The organism is Pseudomonas sp. SIMBA_067 (genome assembly GCF_046534675.1).
Lineage (GTDB): Bacteria > Pseudomonadota > Gammaproteobacteria > Pseudomonadales > Pseudomonadaceae > Aquipseudomonas > Aquipseudomonas putida.
In genome coordinates this window covers 593,423-609,912 of the sequence record NZ_JAWRYH010000001.1, presented here as the reverse complement: position 1 = coordinate 609,912, position 16,490 = coordinate 593,423, and the positions used below count along the sequence as shown (strand labels likewise).

General features: G+C 64.8%; 12 protein-coding genes. 9 read left to right on the top strand and 3 right to left on the bottom strand.

The window, feature by feature from the left end:
* Positions 1 to 316: 316 nt before the first annotated feature.
* The 4 genes from SB765_RS02845 to SB765_RS02830 are packed head-to-tail and all read left to right on the top strand — an operon-like array spanning position 317 to position 5,915.
* Entirely contained in the window at positions 317 to 2,227 is a 1,911-nt protein-coding gene (locus SB765_RS02845; protein WP_410930893.1) for a sigma-54-dependent Fis family transcriptional regulator, read from the top strand.
* Between the two features lie 2 nt (positions 2,228 to 2,229).
* Positions 2,230 to 3,963 (top strand): ABC transporter ATP-binding protein, encoded by a 1,734-nt coding sequence (locus SB765_RS02840; protein WP_410910369.1) that lies wholly within the window; start codon positions 2,230 to 2,232, stop codon positions 3,961 to 3,963.
* Positions 3,953 to 4,630, top strand: a complete 678-nt coding sequence (locus SB765_RS02835; protein ID WP_410930892.1) for a peptidase S8 and S53 subtilisin kexin sedolisin — start codon at positions 3,953 to 3,955, stop codon at positions 4,628 to 4,630. The genes SB765_RS02840 and SB765_RS02835 overlap by 11 nt, the downstream gene beginning before the upstream one ends.
* Positions 4,623 to 5,915 (top strand): NAD(P)/FAD-dependent oxidoreductase, encoded by a 1,293-nt coding sequence (locus SB765_RS02830; protein WP_410931055.1) that lies wholly within the window; start codon positions 4,623 to 4,625, stop codon positions 5,913 to 5,915. The genes SB765_RS02835 and SB765_RS02830 overlap by 8 nt, the downstream gene beginning before the upstream one ends.
* Positions 5,916 to 5,952: 37 nt before the next feature.
* Here the strand turns inward: SB765_RS02830 and SB765_RS02825 are convergent, their stop codons facing one another.
* The gene (locus SB765_RS02825; RefSeq protein ID WP_410930891.1) at positions 5,953 to 7,266 is read right to left on the bottom strand and encodes a hypothetical protein; all 1,314 of its coding nucleotides are present in this window, start codon (positions 7,264 to 7,266) and stop codon (positions 5,953 to 5,955) included.
* Between the two features lie 126 nt (positions 7,267 to 7,392).
* Complete coding sequence (locus SB765_RS02820) at positions 7,393 to 8,886, bottom strand: aldehyde dehydrogenase family protein (protein ID WP_016499470.1); 1,494 nt, start codon at positions 8,884 to 8,886, stop codon at positions 7,393 to 7,395.
* A 494-nt stretch (positions 8,887 to 9,380) separates the two neighbouring features.
* On the opposite strand from SB765_RS02820, the gene peaA reads away from it, so the two are divergent.
* From peaA to SB765_RS02795, 5 genes are all read left to right on the top strand, one after another.
* Positions 9,381 to 10,946: a quinohemoprotein amine dehydrogenase subunit alpha gene (peaA, locus tag SB765_RS02815; RefSeq protein ID WP_410930890.1), complete on the top strand. Its 1,566-nt coding sequence runs from the start codon at positions 9,381 to 9,383 to the stop codon at positions 10,944 to 10,946.
* Between the two features lie 48 nt (positions 10,947 to 10,994).
* Positions 10,995 to 12,425, top strand: a complete 1,431-nt coding sequence (peaB, locus tag SB765_RS02810; protein WP_341798741.1) for a quinohemoprotein amine dehydrogenase maturation protein — start codon at positions 10,995 to 10,997, stop codon at positions 12,423 to 12,425.
* Between the two features lies 1 nt (position 12,426).
* Positions 12,427 to 12,750, top strand: a complete 324-nt coding sequence (gene qhpC / locus SB765_RS02805) for a quinohemoprotein amine dehydrogenase subunit gamma (protein WP_016499473.1) — start codon at positions 12,427 to 12,429, stop codon at positions 12,748 to 12,750.
* A 32-nt stretch (positions 12,751 to 12,782) separates the two neighbouring features.
* Positions 12,783 to 13,904, top strand: coding sequence for a quinohemoprotein amine dehydrogenase subunit beta (gene peaD / locus SB765_RS02800; protein WP_241801178.1), 1,122 nt, complete (start codon positions 12,783 to 12,785; stop codon positions 13,902 to 13,904).
* A 244-nt stretch (positions 13,905 to 14,148) separates the two neighbouring features.
* A complete protein-coding gene (locus SB765_RS02795; RefSeq protein WP_410930889.1) occupies positions 14,149 to 15,822 on the top strand; it encodes a fatty acid CoA ligase family protein in 1,674 nt (557 codons plus the stop codon).
* A 67-nt stretch (positions 15,823 to 15,889) separates the two neighbouring features.
* Here the strand turns inward: SB765_RS02795 and mobA are convergent, their stop codons facing one another.
* Positions 15,890 to 16,465, bottom strand: a complete 576-nt coding sequence (gene mobA, locus SB765_RS02790) for a molybdenum cofactor guanylyltransferase MobA (protein WP_410930888.1) — start codon at positions 16,463 to 16,465, stop codon at positions 15,890 to 15,892.
* Positions 16,466 to 16,490 lie beyond the last annotated feature (25 nt).

The window sequence follows — 16,490 nt, the reverse complement described above, 5'->3', positions numbered from 1 at the left end:
CGATATCCCTGATTGACCTCCAGGGCCTCTTCGCGGGCTCGCCCGCTCCCACAGGTACACCGCAGTCCTCAGGCTTGCTGCGAACCCTGTGGGAGCGGGCAAGCCCGCGAAGCAGGCGACGCGGTGGATCGCACCGGCAACGCCGGTGATCGCCGGCAAGCCAGCTCCCACAGGGATTGCGCCAGCGTCAAGTAACCTGGCCAGCTACACCCCAATCCATCCACTACCAGATGACGGCCAGCCTTTTCTACCGCACACTGCGGAAAATTCCCAAGCCCGTACCCCACCATATTGCGGGGCACAGCCGGAGTAGAAAATGGCGCGACAACTAATAACAAACGCCCACGACCCGCTGCACGAATCCCGCCAGGCCCGCCTGAAGCTGGCCAGCGAAGGCGAGCTGCCGCTGGGCATGCTGCGCGACGAGATCGACGCGTCCTGGCGCCGCAGCCTGGGCCATGGCCTGGATTGCCTGCAGGGCGAACAGGTCGGCCTGGGGCTGGAGCAGGGCCACGACCTGCGCATGCTGCTGGAGCGCAACCGACTGTTGGTCGACGCCGTCACCCCGGAACTGGACTACCTGGTAGCACGCCAGGGCAAGGCCGGTATCGTCATCCTCGGCGACGCCCAGGCCAACGTGCTGGCCATCGAAGGGCAGAAGCATGTGTTGCAGCGCGAGGGCCTGCGCGACCTGCACCCGGGCAGTTGCTGGAGCGAGTCGCTGCGCGGCACCAATGCCATCGGCACCGCCGTAGTGGAAGGCCGGCCTACGCTGATCAACTGCGGCGAACATTACCTTGACCGCCTCAGCCCGTTCTCCTGCACTTCCGTGCCCCTGCGTGACCCGCGTGGGGAGGTGATCGGCGTGCTCGACATCACTCGCGAAGGGGTGATGGCGCAACCGCAGGACAGCCTGTCGACACTGATGCTGGCTGCCGGCAACATCGAGAGCCGCATGTTTGGTTTGTGCCACCCAGAGCAACTGGTGCTGGCGTTCCACAGCCGCCCGCAATACCTCAACAGTGCCTGGCATGGCCTGTTGGCGTTGAGCCTGGACGGTGAGGTGCTGGCGGCCAACGACAGCGCCTGCCAGCTATTGCAGGTGCCGCGCCATGAACTGATCGGCCGGCACAGCAGCGACCTGTTGGGCGAACGCTCGCCAGCCTTCATTGCGCGCCTGTGGCAGGGTGGGGTAAGCAGCGTGCAAACGGCCAAGGGAGAGTTCTACTTCCGCGCCTTGCAACTGCCACGCCATGGCCGGGTCAACGGCAGCACACCGGTCAGCAAACCGGCGCTGGGCAAGCATTCGCCCGCACTCGACGCCCTGGCCGGCGGTGACCCACGGCTGGCGCGTAATCTACGCATGGCCCGTCAGGGGCTGGGCAATGGCCTGCCGGTGCTTTTGCTGGGCGAAACCGGTACGGGCAAGGAGGTCGTCGCGCGTGCTTTGCATCAGGCCAGCCCGCGTGCCGACAAACCCTTTGTGGCAGTCAACTGCGCGGCCATCCCCGAAGGGCTGATCGAATCCGAGTTGTTCGGCTACCGCGAGGGCGCGTTCACAGGGTCGCGCCGGGGCGGCATGGTCGGGCGGTTGATGCAGGCCCATGGTGGCACGCTGTTCCTCGACGAAATCGGCGACATGCCGCTGGCCCTGCAAGCGCGCCTGTTGCGGGTATTGCAGGAGCGGCGAGTGGCGCCGCTGGGGGCGGGGGACGAGCAGGATATCGACGTTGCGCTGATCTGCGCCACCCACCGTGACCTCAAACGCCTGGTGCAGGAACAGCATTTCCGCGAAGACCTGTACTACCGGGTCAATGGCGTATCACTGCGCTTGCCGGCGCTGCGCGAGCGTGATGACCTGGCGCAGATCATCCAGGGCCTGCTGGACAAGGCCGATGCCCGTGGCGTAACCCTGGACCCGGCACTGGCCACATTGCTCGAAGGCTTCGACTGGCCGGGTAACATTCGCCAGCTGGAAATGGTAGTGCGCACGGCGCTGGCCATGCGCGAGGACGGCGAGCAGGTGCTGACCCTGGACCACCTCACCGATTGCCTGCTGGACGAACTGGCCAGCGGCACGGCGCCCTCCGGCAGCCTCAAGGACAACGAACTGGAGTTGATTCGCGGCGCCTTGGCGCGCCACCAGGGCAACGTTTCCGCCGCGGCCGAGGCACTGGGGATCAGCCGGGCGACGCTGTACCGCAAGCTCAAACAGTTGCGCGGCTAACCATGGGCCCATTGTTCGCAAGGCTGGTGGACTCCAGCGACCCTGCGCTCATGCGCCAGGCGTTGGCCTGGCTGTATGGTTTCGTACGCCCGCATCGGCGTGCCATCGGCCTGTTGCTCGGCTTGTCACTGGGCGCCTCGCTGCTGGCGCTGGCACAGCCCTGGCTGGTCAAGACACTGATTGACGAGGGGCTGTTGGCCAAGGACTACCAGACCCTCTGGCACATGGCGGCGATCATGATCGGCGCGGGCCTGTTGGGCACGGTGCTGGCCGGGGTCAACCGCTACCTGCATACGCGGTTGTCGGGGCGCATCCTGTTTGCCCTGCGTGATGACCTGTACCGTCACCTGCAGCAGTTGTCGCCGACATTCTATGGGCGGCGGCGCATGGGCGACATTCTTTCGCGGCTGGATGGCGATGTGGCGGAGATCCAGCGGTTTGCCGTGGATTCGTTGTTCTCGGCTGTATCTGCCGTCATTGGCCTGGTGGGCGCGGTGGCGTTGATGCTGATGCTGTCATGGCAGCTGTCGCTGTTGCTGGCGTTGCTTGTGCCGATCGAGGTGCTGTGGCTGCGCTGGATGCGGCGCAAGGTGGAGCGAGAGGTGCGCAGCCTGCGCGAGCGTTCGGCGGATGTGTCTTCGTTCCTGGTCGAGACCTTGCCGGCGATGAAGTTCATTCAGGCAGCCGGCCAGCAAGGCCGCGAGGCAGGGCGGCTGGACCAGCTTGGGCAAGGCTACATGCGTCAGCTGTTAAAGGTGCAGGTGACCGAATTCTTCACCCAGGCCATCCCCGGCACGCTCACCTCCTGGTGCCGCGCTTGCGCGTTCCTGGTCGGCGGTTGGTGGGTTATCCAGGGGACCTGGCAGTTGGGCGCGCTGATCGCCTTTTCCACCTACATGGGCATGGCAGTAGGCCCGGTGCAGAGCCTGCTGGGCCTGTACGTGGCGGTACAACGCATGGCGGTGAGCCTGGGGCGGGTGATGGAGCTCAAGCGCGAGGCCGTGGCCGTGCGCCCGGCAGCCAACCCGCTGCCAATGCCCGACGGGCCGGGCGAATTGCGCCTTGAGGCGCTGAGCTTCGCCCATGAAGGGCGGCAGGGCGCCGTGCTGGACAACGTGCAGGTGTGCGTGCCGGGTGGCCTGAAGGTGGCCATCAGCGGTGCCTCGGGGGTGGGCAAGTCGACCCTCATCGACCTGCTGCAACGTTTCTATGACCCGGACGCCGGGCGCATCCTGCTGGATGGCACCGACCTGCGCGAACTGGACCTGGCCGCGCTGCGCCGTCGCATAGCCGTTGTCAGCCAGGACATCGTGCTATTCCGTGGCACCCTTGCGCAAAACCTTGCCTACGGCGTGCCGGAAGCCAGCCGCGCGGAGCTGGAGCGAGTGGTGCGCCTGGCGCGGCTGGACAGCCTGGTCGACAGCCTGCCGTTGGGTCTGGACAGCCTGTTGGGCGAGCGTGGCCAGCAGTTGTCCGGCGGCCAGAAGCAACGCATTGCCATCGCCCGTGCGGTACTGCAAGCCCCGGCGATTCTGGTGCTGGACGAGGCCACCTCGGCGGTGGACGAAGCCACTGAACGCGAAGTGATCGCGGCCATCGACCAGTTGTTCGCCGGCCGCACGCGCATCCTGATCAGCCACCGGGCTTCGACCCTGGCCGACGCCGACCTGCACTTGCAGCTGCATGACGGTCAGTTGCAGGTGCTGCCGCAGGAGGTGATCAAGCATGGGCACTGATGTGCGCGTTGGCATTGTCGACAGTGGCTGTTCGCCGCAGCAGGCCAGCGGTTTGCTGGGCGCCCGGCGTTTCTGGCTGGAAGACGGCCAGTTGCGTGAAGGAGAAATACGGCCGGACCAGCTTGGACATGGCAGTGCGGTGCTTGCCGGCTTGCAACGCGAGGCCGGCCCGGTACCGTTGCTGGTGGCCCAGGTGTTTGGTGCCCAGGCCAGCACCAGCGCCTTGCAGGTGGCGGCCGGGCTGTTGTGGCTGTTGGAGGCAGGGGCCACGCTGGTCAACCTCAGCCTGGGGTTGCAGCAGGACCGGCCTGTGCTGCACCAGGCCTGTACCGAAGCGCTGGCGGCTGGCGTGCTGTTGTGTGCATCCAGCCCGGCGCAGGGTGAGCCGGTGTACCCCGCCAGCTACCCCGGCGTATTCCGGATTACCGGTGATGCCCGTTGCGCGCCCGGCCAGTGGTCCTGGCTGGGCACCCGGCAGGCAGACTTTGGCGGTTATGTCGGGGCAGGCGGCAGGGCGGGCGCGAGTTTGGGTTGCGCAGCCTTGAGTGGCAGGATCGCGGCGCTGATGCGCGAGGAGCCGGGGATGGACCGCCAGCAGGTTTATGACTGGTTGCGCCGCAATGCAGCGTTTACCGGCCCTGAGCGACGAGATGCCAGCCATGCCTGAACCGCGCATTGTGGTACTGGGCGCCGGCCCTGCAGGTGCTGCCACGGCCATCGGCTTGCGGCGGCTTGGCTACACCGTGAAGGTGGTGTCGCAATGGCGCCGTTTCGCGGCAGTGGAAGGGGTTTCGCAGCGGGTACTGGAGGGCTTGCGGCATGCAGGGCTTGGCGGGGCCTTGGGCCACGCGGCCATGCCGGCTACCCGGCAGGTGCACTGGAATGGCCAGCACCTGCACATGAACCAGGAATTTCTGCTGGATAGGCAACGGTTTGACCGGGCGCTGCGCGACGACCTTCAGCGTGCGGGTGTGAGTGTGGTCGAGGGGCGGGTGCGCGAGGTCGTGCACGAGGGCGGTCATCGTGTTCGTCTGGACGATGGGCAGGTACTGATCGCTGATTTTCTCGTTGAGGCCCGAGGCCGTCAGGCACCGCTGGCCGCGGACCGCCTGCGCGGGCCGGAAACCGTCAGCCTGCTCAATGCCTGGCAGGGTAGCCCCACGGCGCCTGCGTCGGCAGTGGAAAGCCTGGAGGATGGCTGGGCGTGGATGGCGCGGCTGGAGGATGGCCGCTGTTATTGGCAAGTCACGCTGGACGCCGCCGGGTTGCCGGGTAAGTCCGAGCTGGGGGCCTACTGCGCAGACCGCCGATGTCAGAGTGCACTGGTAGCCGAGCTGTTCGATGAGAGGGCGCGGGTGCCAGCACAGGTGCATGCCCGCAGCAGTACGGCGATTGTGGCGGGCGAATGTGTCGGGCAGGACTGGATACGGGTGGGTGATGCCGCGATGGCCGTTGATCCGCTGTCGGGCAACGGTATCTTCCAGTCGCTATCTTCGGCGTTACAGGCACCGGTGGTGATAAATACATTGCTGCGCAGGCCTGAACGGGCCGAGTTGGCGCGGCAGTTCCACCAGCAGCGGATTGAGCAGCTGTTCTTGCGCTTTGCCCGTATCGGGCGGGATTTCTACGGGCAGGAGCAGGGGCGGGCAGGGCAGCCGTTCTGGGCCAGGCGCCAGGGCTGGCCGGATACGCAGCCACTGCATCAGGCGGCTGATTGGCAAGCAGTACGGGTTGAGCGGCGGCCGGTGCTGCGTGATGGGCTGGTGGATGCGGCCGAGGTCGTGGTAACGCCGGATCAGCCGTTGGGGGTGTGGCATTTGCAGGGCGTGGCGTTGGCGCCTGTACTGCGGGAAATACGTAGTGGCCGGCCTGTTGAGGCGGTGTTGTCGGGGCTTGCGGGTGAACAGCAGAGGATGGTGCGGCGGTGGCTGATGGAGCAGGGCTTGGCTTGAGGTTGCCGGGGCTGCAAAGCAGCCCCAGAATCTTGAATCAGAAGAAGGTCCCGACCACCAGTTGCATATAGGTCCCGGTGTCCGTCCCACCCAGCTGCGTACCGCCATTGGCCGCACTGCGCTCAGGCTGGTAGAACCCCACCAACGGGCTGATCAGCAAGTGGTCGTTGACCATCCACTCCACATACAGGTCCAGCTCCCGCCCGCCGAGGTTGCCCTGGTCGGTGTCCAGCGTATCGAAGTCGAAGTACAGCGCGCCGACGGTCAGGTTGTCCCTTGGCTTGCCTTTGAGCGCCATGTGGTGCACCTGGCTGTTCTTGTTGAACGGCCCGGCATAGTTGGCTGCCACTTCACCTTGGAACCAGGTGCCATAGCCTCGGCTCAGGCCGTAGAACAGTGGGTCGAAACCTTCGGAGAAGCGGCTGTAGCGGTAGGTGGCGGTGGGTGACCAGGGCAGTTCGGAGAAGGTCCAGTTGCCCTCCAGGTACCAGGCATTCTCGCGCCCGCCGGTCTTGTCCTGGGTTACGTACTCGGCGGCCAGTTCCAAGTCTTTCACGCCCAGGTTGCCGCGCCCGCGCAGGCTGGCGGTGTTCATGCCATCGCGGTGCTCCAGGCCCATGATCTGCGCGTAGCGCTGGTCCACGTCCAGGCCGCGGATCCAGCTGAGGCCAAGGGTACCGGCGTCGGCGACGTGCTCCAGGTTGGCCACCGCCATCGAGGTGTCGGCCTGGTAGTGGTTGTCGGACTTCAGCCACATCAGGTCGCCGCGCCAGCCCTGTTTGCCGCCCAGGCGCAGCACGGCGGTGCGGTCGAAGGCCTTGCGGGCAGCCAGGTAGTAGGCACCGCCACGGTCGAAGTTGGCGCCCAGGTCGACCTTGCCCAGGTTCACCGGGTCGCCCTGGATCAGGAAGCCGTCACCCAGCGTCACCACCTGGCGGCCGCCAGAAATGTCCACGCCGTCTTCGCCTAGCGCCGGGAACAGGTTGGCCGAGCGCCAGCCCAGGTACAAATCTTCGATGGCGGTACGGCGCTCATCGCCCAGGGTCAGGCCGGCAGCATCGCCGTCGCCCCAGGTGGCGGAACTGAGCAGGTTGAAGGCGCCGTACACGGCCCCGCTATCGGCCAGGGTCTGGCTGCCGCTGAGGCCGTATTTTACGTAGCCTTCCTGCCAGGCGGTGCTGCCGGGTTGGCGGTTGCCGGCCTGGTTGAAGCTTTCGTCGCTATGGAACGTGCCGAACAGGGCTTCGAGGTCGGCGTTGAGGGTGGTGCCGTTCTGGTTGTACAGCTCGTAGGCTTGGCTGGCGGGCGCGGCGAGCAGCAGGGCCAATGTGCAGGCGAGTGTGTGCTTCATGGGGGGCTCCATGGTTTTTTATTGTTGTTTTTGGGTTGCCTGGGCCGGCCTCTTCGCAGCACAAGGCTGCTCCTACAGGGACCGCTTGCGCTTGTGTGCGGCGAAGAGGCCGGTACAGGCAGAGGATCAGAGCTTGATCAGCACCGACTTGAGCTCGGTGTAGTGCTCGATGGCCGCTGCGCCCATCTCACGACCCACGCCAGACATCTTGTAGCCACCAAACGGCAGCGCCGGGTCCAGCGCGCTGTGGCAGTTGACCCACACCGAGCCGGACTTGATGCGCGGGATCATCCTATGCACCGCCGCCAGGTCGTTGGACCAGATGCTGGCGCCCAGGCCATAGGGGTTGTCATTGGCCATGCCGATTACTTCGTCCAGGTCATCGAACGGCATCGCCACCAGCACCGGCCCGAAGATTTCTTCCTGCACCAGGCGGTGGCGCTGGTCGACATCGACGATCACCGTCGGCTTGACGAAGTAACCCGGGCCAAAGCCTTCGCCGCCGCAGGCGATGGTCGCACCCAGTTCGCGGCCAAGCTCGATATAGCCGGTGACGCGGTCCTGCTGCTTGGCCGAGATCAACGGGCCCATCTGCACGGCCGGGTCCAGCCCGTTACCCAGCTTCATGCCGTTGGCGATGCCGGCGATGTCGGCCACCACATTGTCGAAGTGCTTGCGGTGCACGTACAGCCGCGAGCCAGCGCAGCACACCTGGCCCTGGTTGAAGAAGATCGCCGTGGCGGCGCCGGCAGCAGCTTCCTGCAGGTTGGCGTCGGGCATGACGATGGTCGGCGACTTGCCGCCCAGCTCCAGGGTGACGCGGGTCATGTTGTCCATGGCCGCCTTGCCGATCAGCTTGCCCACTTCGGTGGAACCGGTGAAGGTCAGCTTGTCGACGCCGGGGTGGCGGCTGAGCGCGGCGCCGGCATTCAGGCCGGTGCCGGTCACCACGTTGAACACGCCTGCCGGGTAGCCAGCTTCGTCTACCAGTTCAGCCAGCTTCAGCACGCTCAGTGGGGTTTCATCGGCGGGCTTGAGCACGATGGTGCAGCCGGTAGCCAGGGCCGGGCCGAGCTTCCAGCAGGCCAACAGCAGCGGGAAGTTCCAGGCGACGATGGCGCCGACTACGCCGATGGCCTCACGGCGCACAAAGCCGTGGAACTGGTCGTTGGGCATCAACGGCATGGAGGCTTCTACGGTGCTACCCTCGATCTTGGTGGCCCAGCCCGCCATGTAGCGCAGGAAGTCGATGGCCAGCTGCACGTCCATCACCTGGGCCACGGCGGCGCTCTTGCCGTTGTTCAGGCATTCCAGCTCGGCCAGCTGGCGAGCGTCGCGCTCCATCAGGTCGGCCAGGCGCCACAGCAGGTTTTGGCGTTCCCGCGGGCGCAGGCGGCTCCACGGCGAGTCGTCGAAGGCTTGGCGTGCTGCGCGCACGGCGCGGTCGACATCCTCGGCGTCGGCGGCGGGCACTTCGCCCAGCACTTCACCAGTGGCCGGGTTGCGGAACGACAGGGTGCGACCGCTGGCGGCGTCCTGCCAGTCGGCGCCGATGCGCATCTTCAGCTTGCGTTCGAGAAAGGCGCGGGTGGCGGGCAGGATGGGCAGTTCACAAAGCATGGGGCTGTGCCTCTTGTCATTGGGTGTAAAGGGCACAGGCGCAATGGGCGTGCCAAGGTGGGCAGATGCCAGCAAGGCATTGAGTTGACTGGGTTTTGCCGTGATGCAAGGTTCGGATTGCAGGCGTGCGCTGTTGCACATTGAGACGGTGTGAGACCGTGGTGAAACAGTGGCTTCAAGGGCCAATCGCCGGCAAGCCAGCGCCCACAGGTACAGCGCAGGTCTTCAAGGTAATGGTTAACCTGTGGGAGCGGGCATGCCCGCGAAGGCCTGCATGGCAGGCCCCTGTCTCAGGATGAAACACCCTGTCGCGAAATGGCACGCTGCAATTGGCCATCCTTGCTGCTGGCCAACCCCAGCAAACTGCCTAAGAGGTTGAAAGGCCAAGCTTTTACTGCAACTGGCACAGTTCCTGTATCACATCTGCCACATGCACACCTGCTGTACCAAAGCGTGCGAAAAACGATAAGAACAACAACCGTGGAGGTCTGACCTTGAAGACGACTCGACTCCGGCGGCATGCGGGCAAACTGGCGCTGGTCGCCGCCGCGCTGCTGAGCACCCAGGCCATGGCGGCCGAGCAGGGCCCGAGCCTGTTGCAGAACAAGTGCATGGGGTGCCATATCCCCGAAGGCAACGATACCTACAGCCGCATCAGCCACCAGCGTAAAACGCCGGAAGGCTGGCTGATGAGCATCGCTCGCATGCAGGTGATGCACGGCCTGCAGATCAGCGACGACGACCGTCGCACGCTGGTCAAGTACCTGGCCGACAAGCAGGGCCTGGCGCCCAGCGAAACCGATGGGGTGCGCTACGCCATGGAGCGCCGGCTGAACACGGTCGAGCATTTCGACACCCAGCTCAGCGAAACCTGTGGCCGCTGCCACTCTGGTGCTCGCGTCGCCTTGCAGCGCCGCCCCGCCAAGGAGTGGGAGCACCTGGTCAACTTCCACCTCGGCCAGTGGCCGTCCCTCGAATACCAGGCCCAGGCGCGGGACCGCGACTGGTTGCCGATTGCCCTGCAACAGGTGGTGCCGGAACTTGCCAGGCGCTACCCGCTGGACAACCCGGCCTGGGCTGAATGGCAGCAGGCAAAACCGAAGGCCGACTTGCTGCCGGGGCAGTGGGCGTTCAGCGGCCACATGCTGGCCAAGGGCGATGTGCGCGGTGTGATGAGCGTTTCGGCCGGGGAGGGCGACACCTTCAAGGTCGAGGTCAAGGGCGCCTATGCCGACGGTACTCCTTTCAACGGCAGCGGCACTGCGATCCTGTACAACGGCTATGAATGGCGCGGCAACGTCAAGGTTGGCGACACCAATCTGCGCCAGGTATTCGCGGCGCTGGATGGCGAAATGAAAGGCCGCATGTTCGAGGCCGAACACGACGAGCGTGGCCTGGACTTCATGGCAGCCAAGGAAGGCAAGGCGCGCCTGCTGGCGGTGCAACCGGCATTCATCAAGGCCGGTGGGGAGAGCGAGATCACCTTGGTGGGCAGCGGCCTGGACGGCAAGCCCGACCTGGGTGCCGGGGTAGAAGTGACCCAGGTACTGGAGCAGACCCCGACGCTGGTACGGGTCAAGGCCCGCGCGGCAGCCGACGCCAAGCCCGGGCAGCGCGAAGTTGCAGTGGGCGCGCTTAAAGGCGTGAATCTGGCGGTGTACGACAAGGTCGAGGAAGTGAAAGTCGTGCCGGCGTTCTCCATTGCCCGCATCGGCGAAAACGGCGCTTCAGTGCCGAAGGTGCAGGGCCGCTTCGAGGCGGAAGCCTGGGGCAAGGATGCCAGTGGCCAGCCGCTGCGCATTGGCTACCTGCCGGCCACCTGGAAGGTCGAGCCGTTCAACGAGCGTGCGGTCGAGGACGAGGACGTCAAGTTCGCCGGGCAGATGCAGGCCGATGGCGTGTTCGTGCCAGGCGGTGCCGGCCCTAACCCCGAACGCAAGATGATGACCAACAACGCGGGCAACCTGAAGGTTATCGCCACGCTGGCCGACGGTGGCCAGACCGGCGAAGGGCACATGATCGTCACCGTTCAGCGCTGGAACAACCCGCCGCTGCCGTAACGGCAGGGTGCAACGGTTTTCCATCGGATCGATTACCGGGAGGTCGCCATGGGCGCACTACTGAACCTGGTCGAACGCAACCTGCATGAAGTGCAGGTTGATGCCGACCGCATGCTGTTCCATATCCCCAGCAGTTCGCTGTTCACCGCCGACGCGGTGACCGGGGGCATCATCGACACGTTGCGCCAGCAAGGCTGTTCGGCCGAGGAGCTGATGCAGCGCCTGGGCCAGCAGTTTGCCGGCAACGATATCCAGGACACCCTGCGTGAGCTGATCGCGCTGGAGCTGGTCAGTGACGGCTCGCCGCTGACCCCGGAAATCGGCGTCAAGCGGGTCGAGCGCACCGCGCTGAATACCGTGGTGCTCAACGTCAACACTGGTTGCAACCTCAGCTGCACCTATTGCTACAAGGAAGACCTGGACAAGCCTTCTGCCGGCAAGAAGATGAGCACCGCCACCGCAGAAGCCTCGGTGGAAATGCTGCTCAAGGAGTCGCCCGACGAGGAGCGCTACAGCGTGGTGTTCTTCGGTGGCGAGCCGTTGTCCAACCGGCCGCTGATCGAGCACATGGTGGCTTACTGCGAGCGGCGTTTCGCCGAGGCGGGCAAGCAGGTGGAGTTCATCATGACCACCAATGCCACGTTGCTGACCGAAGAAATTGTCGACTGGCTCAATGCCCACCGTTTCGGCCTGTCGATCAGCATCGACGGCCCCAAGACCGTGCATGACCGCAACCGCATCACCGTGGGCGGGCAGGGCACCTATGACGTGGTGCGGCGCAAGGCCGACATGCTGCTGTCGCGTTACAACAGTCGCCCGGTGGGGGCGCGGGTAACCTTGACCCGCGGCATCACCGATATCGAGACCATCTGGAACCACCTGTTCAACGAAATGGGCTTTGCCGAAGTCGGCTTTGCCCCGGTCACCTCCGGCGACATGGCGGCCTTCAACCTCACCGGCGAAGAACTGGTTGAGGTCTTCGCCAACATGAAGGCGCTGGGCCGCCGTTACCTGGACGCAGCGCTGGAGCACCGCAACATCGGTTTCTCCAACCTGCACCAGCTGATCACCGACATTCACGAGGGCCACAAGAAGGCCCTGCCATGCGGTGCCGGGCTGAAAATGCTGGCGGTGGACCATGAAGGTGAACTGAACCTGTGCCACCGTTTCACCGGTTCTAGCCTGCCGACCTTCGGCAACGTGCATCAGGGGGTGAAGCAGGTGGAGCTCAACGACTTCCTGTCGCAGCGCCTGGACCGCAGCAACACCGGCTGCGAGAGCTGCCGCATTCGCAACCTGTGCTCTGGCGGCTGCTACCACGAAAGCTACGCCCGCTACGGCGACCCGCAGCACCCGACTTACCACTACTGCGAACTGATGCGCGACTGGGTCGACTTCGGCATCGAAGTCTACAGCCGCATCATGGCCGCCAACCCGGCCTTCATCGACCGCTACATCACCCCGCGGAAGGCGCACTGACATGAAGCACTTGAAGCCCCTGAACAACAAGGCGCGCATCCTTGAGCAGGCCGCTGCCGAAGACCGCATCGAAGAAGTCATGGCCATGAGTGCGGTGGCCGGCTGCACGGCCACCACGGACCCGGGTTGGGAAGTGGATGCCTTTGGTGGCGTGAGCTCGCTGTGCCAACCGATGGAGGCCGACCTGTATGGCTGCTCCGACCCTTGCTGGTGGCCGGCCCAGGTGCCGGACATGATGAGCACTTATCAGGACTGGAACGCCCAGGCGACCAACTCGGCGGATGACTGGCGCAACCTGGGCACTGTGTTCCCGAAAGACAAGTGACCGGCCCAACAAGAATGACAAGGGGAAACCGCATGAAAGCTGGACGCTGCGCGCAACTCGCGCTCACCATCGCCGCCACGGCCTGCGCCGGGCTGGCTCAGGCTGACGACACCGGGCCTGCGCTGAAGGCTGGCCACGAATACATGATCGTGACCAACTACCCGAACAACCTGCATGTGGTCGATGTGGCCACCGACACGGTGTACAAAAGCTGCCAGATGCCCGACAAGTTCGGCCCTGGCACTGCGATGATGGCGCCGGACAACCGTACCGCCTACGTGCTCAACAATCACTACGGCGACATTTACGGCATCGACCTGGATACCTGCAAGAACACCTTTCGGGCCAACCTGTCGAGCGTGGCGGGTGAAGTGGGCCGGTCTATGTACTCGTTCGCCATCAGCCCGGATGGCAAGGAAGTGTACGCCACGGTCAACCCGACCCAGATGCTGAACGACCATTACGTGGTCAAGCCGCCACGGCTGGAGGTGTTCAGCACCGACGATGGCCTGCAGGCCAAGCCTGTGCGCACATTCCCGATGCCGCGCCAGGTGTACCTGATGCGTGCCGCCGACGATGGCAGCCTGTTTGTCGCAGGGCCGGACATCTACAAGATGGATGTGAAAACCGGCAAGTACACGGTGGCCTTGCCGCTGCGCAACTGGAACCGCAAAGGCTACAGCGCCCCGGACGTGCTGTACTTCTGGCCGCATCAGAGCCCGCGGCACGAGTTCACCATGCTGTACACGATTGCCAGGTTCAAGGACGACAAGCAGGACCCGGCCACCGCCGAGCCACTGTATGGCTACCTGAGCGTCGACCTCAAGACCGGCAAGACCCACACCCAGGAATTCGCCGACCTGACCGAGCTGTACTTCACCGGCCTGCGCTCGCCTAAAGACCCGAACCAGATCTACGGCGTGCTCAACCGCCTGGCCAAGTACGACATCAAGCAGCGCAAGCTGATCAAGGCGGCTAACCTTGAGCACACTTACTACTGCGTCACCTTCGACAAGAAGGGCGACAAGCTGTACCTGGGCGGCACCTTCAACGACCTGGCAGTGTTCAACCCGGATACGCTGGAGAAGGTGAAGAACATCAAGTTGCCGGGTGGTGACATGTCCACCACTACGCCGCAGGTGTTCATCCGCTAGAACGAGGGTGGATTTACTGGCCTCTTCGCAGCACAAGGCTGCTCCTACAGGTCACCGCGTGCCGATGTATGGGCTGGCCCCTTCGCAGCACAAGGCTGCTCCTACAGGTCACCGCGTTCCGATGTATGGGCTGGGCTCTTCGCAGCACAAGGCTGCTCCTACAGGTCACCGCGTTCCAATGTAGGAGCAGCCTTGCGCTGCGAAGAGGCCGGCCGAGACACCACAAAAACAACAAGAGGTTGCCATGCCCCAGCCAAGCTACTCCCAGGGCAATCCAGACAAAGCCCTGCTTACCCAATGCATCGGCGACGCCTTCGATACCACTGTCGCCCGCTTCCCCGACCGCGAGGCGCTGGTGGTGCGCCACCAGGCCCTGCGCTACACCTGGCAGCAACTGGCCGAGGCCGTCGACCAGCACGCCCGCGCGCTGATGGCACTGGGCGTGCAACCCGGTGACCGGCTGGGTATCTGGGCACCCAACTGCGCCGAGTGGTGCATCACCCAGTTCGCCAGCGCCAAGGTGGGCGCGATCCTGGTCAACATCAACCCGGCCTATCGCTCCAGCGAGCTGGATTACGCCCTCGGGCAGTCTGGCTGCCGTTGGGTGATCTGTGCCGACGCGTTCAAGACCTCCGATTACCACGCCATGCTGCAGGGGCTGATCCCAGCCCTGGCCAGCGGCCAACCCGGCGCGCTGATTTGCGAGCGCTTCCCCGAACTGCGCGGCGTGGTCAGCCTGGCCGTCTCGCCACCCCCAGGCTTCCTGGCCTGGCCCGCGTTGCAAGCCCGCGCCGACGCTGTCAGCCGCGAGGCCCTGGCCGAGCGCCAGGCGCAATTGCGCTGCGATGACCCGATCAACATCCAGTACACCTCGGGTACAACCGGTTTCCCCAAAGGTGCCACCCTCAGCCACAGCAACATCCTCAACAACGGCTACATGGTCGGCGAAAGCCTGGGCCTTACCGAGCACGACCGGCTGGTGGTGCCGGTGCCGCTGTATCACTGTTTCGGCATGGTCATGGCCAACCTTGGCTGCATGACCCACGGGAGCACCCTGATCTACCCCAATGATGCGTTCGACCCGCTGGCCACACTGCGTGCGGTGGCGGAGGAAAAGGCTACCGCGCTGTACGGTGTGCCGACCATGTTCATCGCCGAACTGGACCACCCGCAACGCGGCGAGTTCGACCTGTCGAGCCTGCGCACCGGGATCATGGCCGGCGCCACCTGCCCGATCGAGGTGATGCGCCGGGTGATCGGCGAAATGCACATGGCCGAGGTGCAGATTGCCTATGGCATGACCGAAACCAGCCCGGTGTCGCTGCAGACCGGGCCCGATGATGACCTGGAGCGCCGGGTGACCAGTGTTGGCCGTACCCAGCCACGGCTGGAGAACAAGGTGGTGGACGCCGACGGCAACACCGTGCCGCGTGGCGAGATCGGCGAACTGTGCACCCGCGGCTACAGCGTGATGCTCGGTTACTGGAACAACCTCAAGGCCACGGCCGACAGCATCGATGCCGAGGGCTGGATGCACACCGGCGACCTGGCGGTAATGGACGAGCAGGGGTATGTGCGCATCGTCGGGCGCAGCAAGGACATGATCATTCGCGGCGGCGAGAACATCTACCCGCGCGAGCTGGAAGAGTTCTTCTTCACCCACCCGGCGGTGGCGGATGTGCAAGTGATTGGCGTGCCGTGCAGCAAGTACGGCGAAGAAATCGTGGCCTGGGTGCGGCTGCACCCGGGGCATACCGCCAGTGAAGAAGCGCTGCGTGAGTGGGCGAAGGCGCGGATTGCGCACTTCAAGGTGCCCCGGTACTTCCGCTTTGTCGACGAGTTCCCGATGACGGTGACCGGCAAGGTGCAGAAGTTCAGGATGCGCGAGATCAGTGTCGCGGAGTTGTCTGCTGGATGATGCATTACCTGTACCGGCCTCTTCGCGGGTTTACCCGCGAAGAGGCCGGTACAGGCAGCAGAGAATCTCAGCCTTGCAGCAGTTCCGGGCTGTTGAAGTTGCTCAACCGGCGATCATCATCGGCACACTCCAACCCCTGCACCGCCTCGCGCAGCAAGGCCTTCTGCAAACTCCGCTCTCCCGTCGCCCAGGCCTGCTCCAGCATTGGCAGTAACCGCCGTGGCAGCACGCTGAACATCGGCTGCCAAAACCCACCCTGACGTACCATTGCCGCACTGTCACTGGCCACCGCCAGCCTTGACAGCGCCTCGATCAAATCGCGGTCAACCAGTGGTGCATCGCAGGCCAGTACCACCATCCACTCATGCCGTGCCACCTTGAGCCCGGCAATCACCCCCGCCAACGGCCCGGGGAAGTCCGCTTCGGCATCACCCACCAGCTGGTCAGCGTACGTACGGTAAGCCTCCTGGTTACGGTTGCAGGAAATCACCAGGTCATCGCTTAGCGGCCGCACCACCCGCTGTACATGCGCAACAAGCGGTTCGCCCTGCCACGCGACCAGGCCTTTGTCACGGCCGCCCATGCGTTGGCCACGGCCGCCGGCGAGAATGAGGATGGAGCAGGGGGGCATCGCATCAGGCATGAAAAAGGGCTCCGGGCAGTCATTG

Coding starts and splice junctions, on each gene's coding strand:
- SB765_RS02845 (WP_410930893.1), top strand. CDS start 317: ATGGCGCGACAACTAATAACAAACGCCCACGACCCGCTGCACGAATCC.
- SB765_RS02840 (WP_410910369.1), top strand. CDS start 2,230: ATGGGCCCATTGTTCGCAAGGCTGGTGGACTCCAGCGACCCTGCGCTC.
- SB765_RS02835 (WP_410930892.1), top strand. CDS start 3,953: ATGGGCACTGATGTGCGCGTTGGCATTGTCGACAGTGGCTGTTCGCCG.
- SB765_RS02830 (WP_410931055.1), top strand. CDS start 4,623: ATGCCTGAACCGCGCATTGTGGTACTGGGCGCCGGCCCTGCAGGTGCT.
- SB765_RS02825 (WP_410930891.1), bottom strand. CDS start 7,266: ATGAAGCACACACTCGCCTGCACATTGGCCCTGCTGCTCGCCGCGCCC.
- SB765_RS02820 (WP_016499470.1), bottom strand. CDS start 8,886: ATGCTTTGTGAACTGCCCATCCTGCCCGCCACCCGCGCCTTTCTCGAA.
- peaB (WP_341798741.1), top strand. CDS start 10,995: ATGGGCGCACTACTGAACCTGGTCGAACGCAACCTGCATGAAGTGCAG.
- qhpC (WP_016499473.1), top strand. CDS start 12,427: ATGAAGCACTTGAAGCCCCTGAACAACAAGGCGCGCATCCTTGAGCAG.
- peaD (WP_241801178.1), top strand. CDS start 12,783: ATGAAAGCTGGACGCTGCGCGCAACTCGCGCTCACCATCGCCGCCACG.
- SB765_RS02795 (WP_410930889.1), top strand. CDS start 14,149: ATGCCCCAGCCAAGCTACTCCCAGGGCAATCCAGACAAAGCCCTGCTT.
- mobA (WP_410930888.1), bottom strand. CDS start 16,465: ATGCCTGATGCGATGCCCCCCTGCTCCATCCTCATTCTCGCCGGCGGC.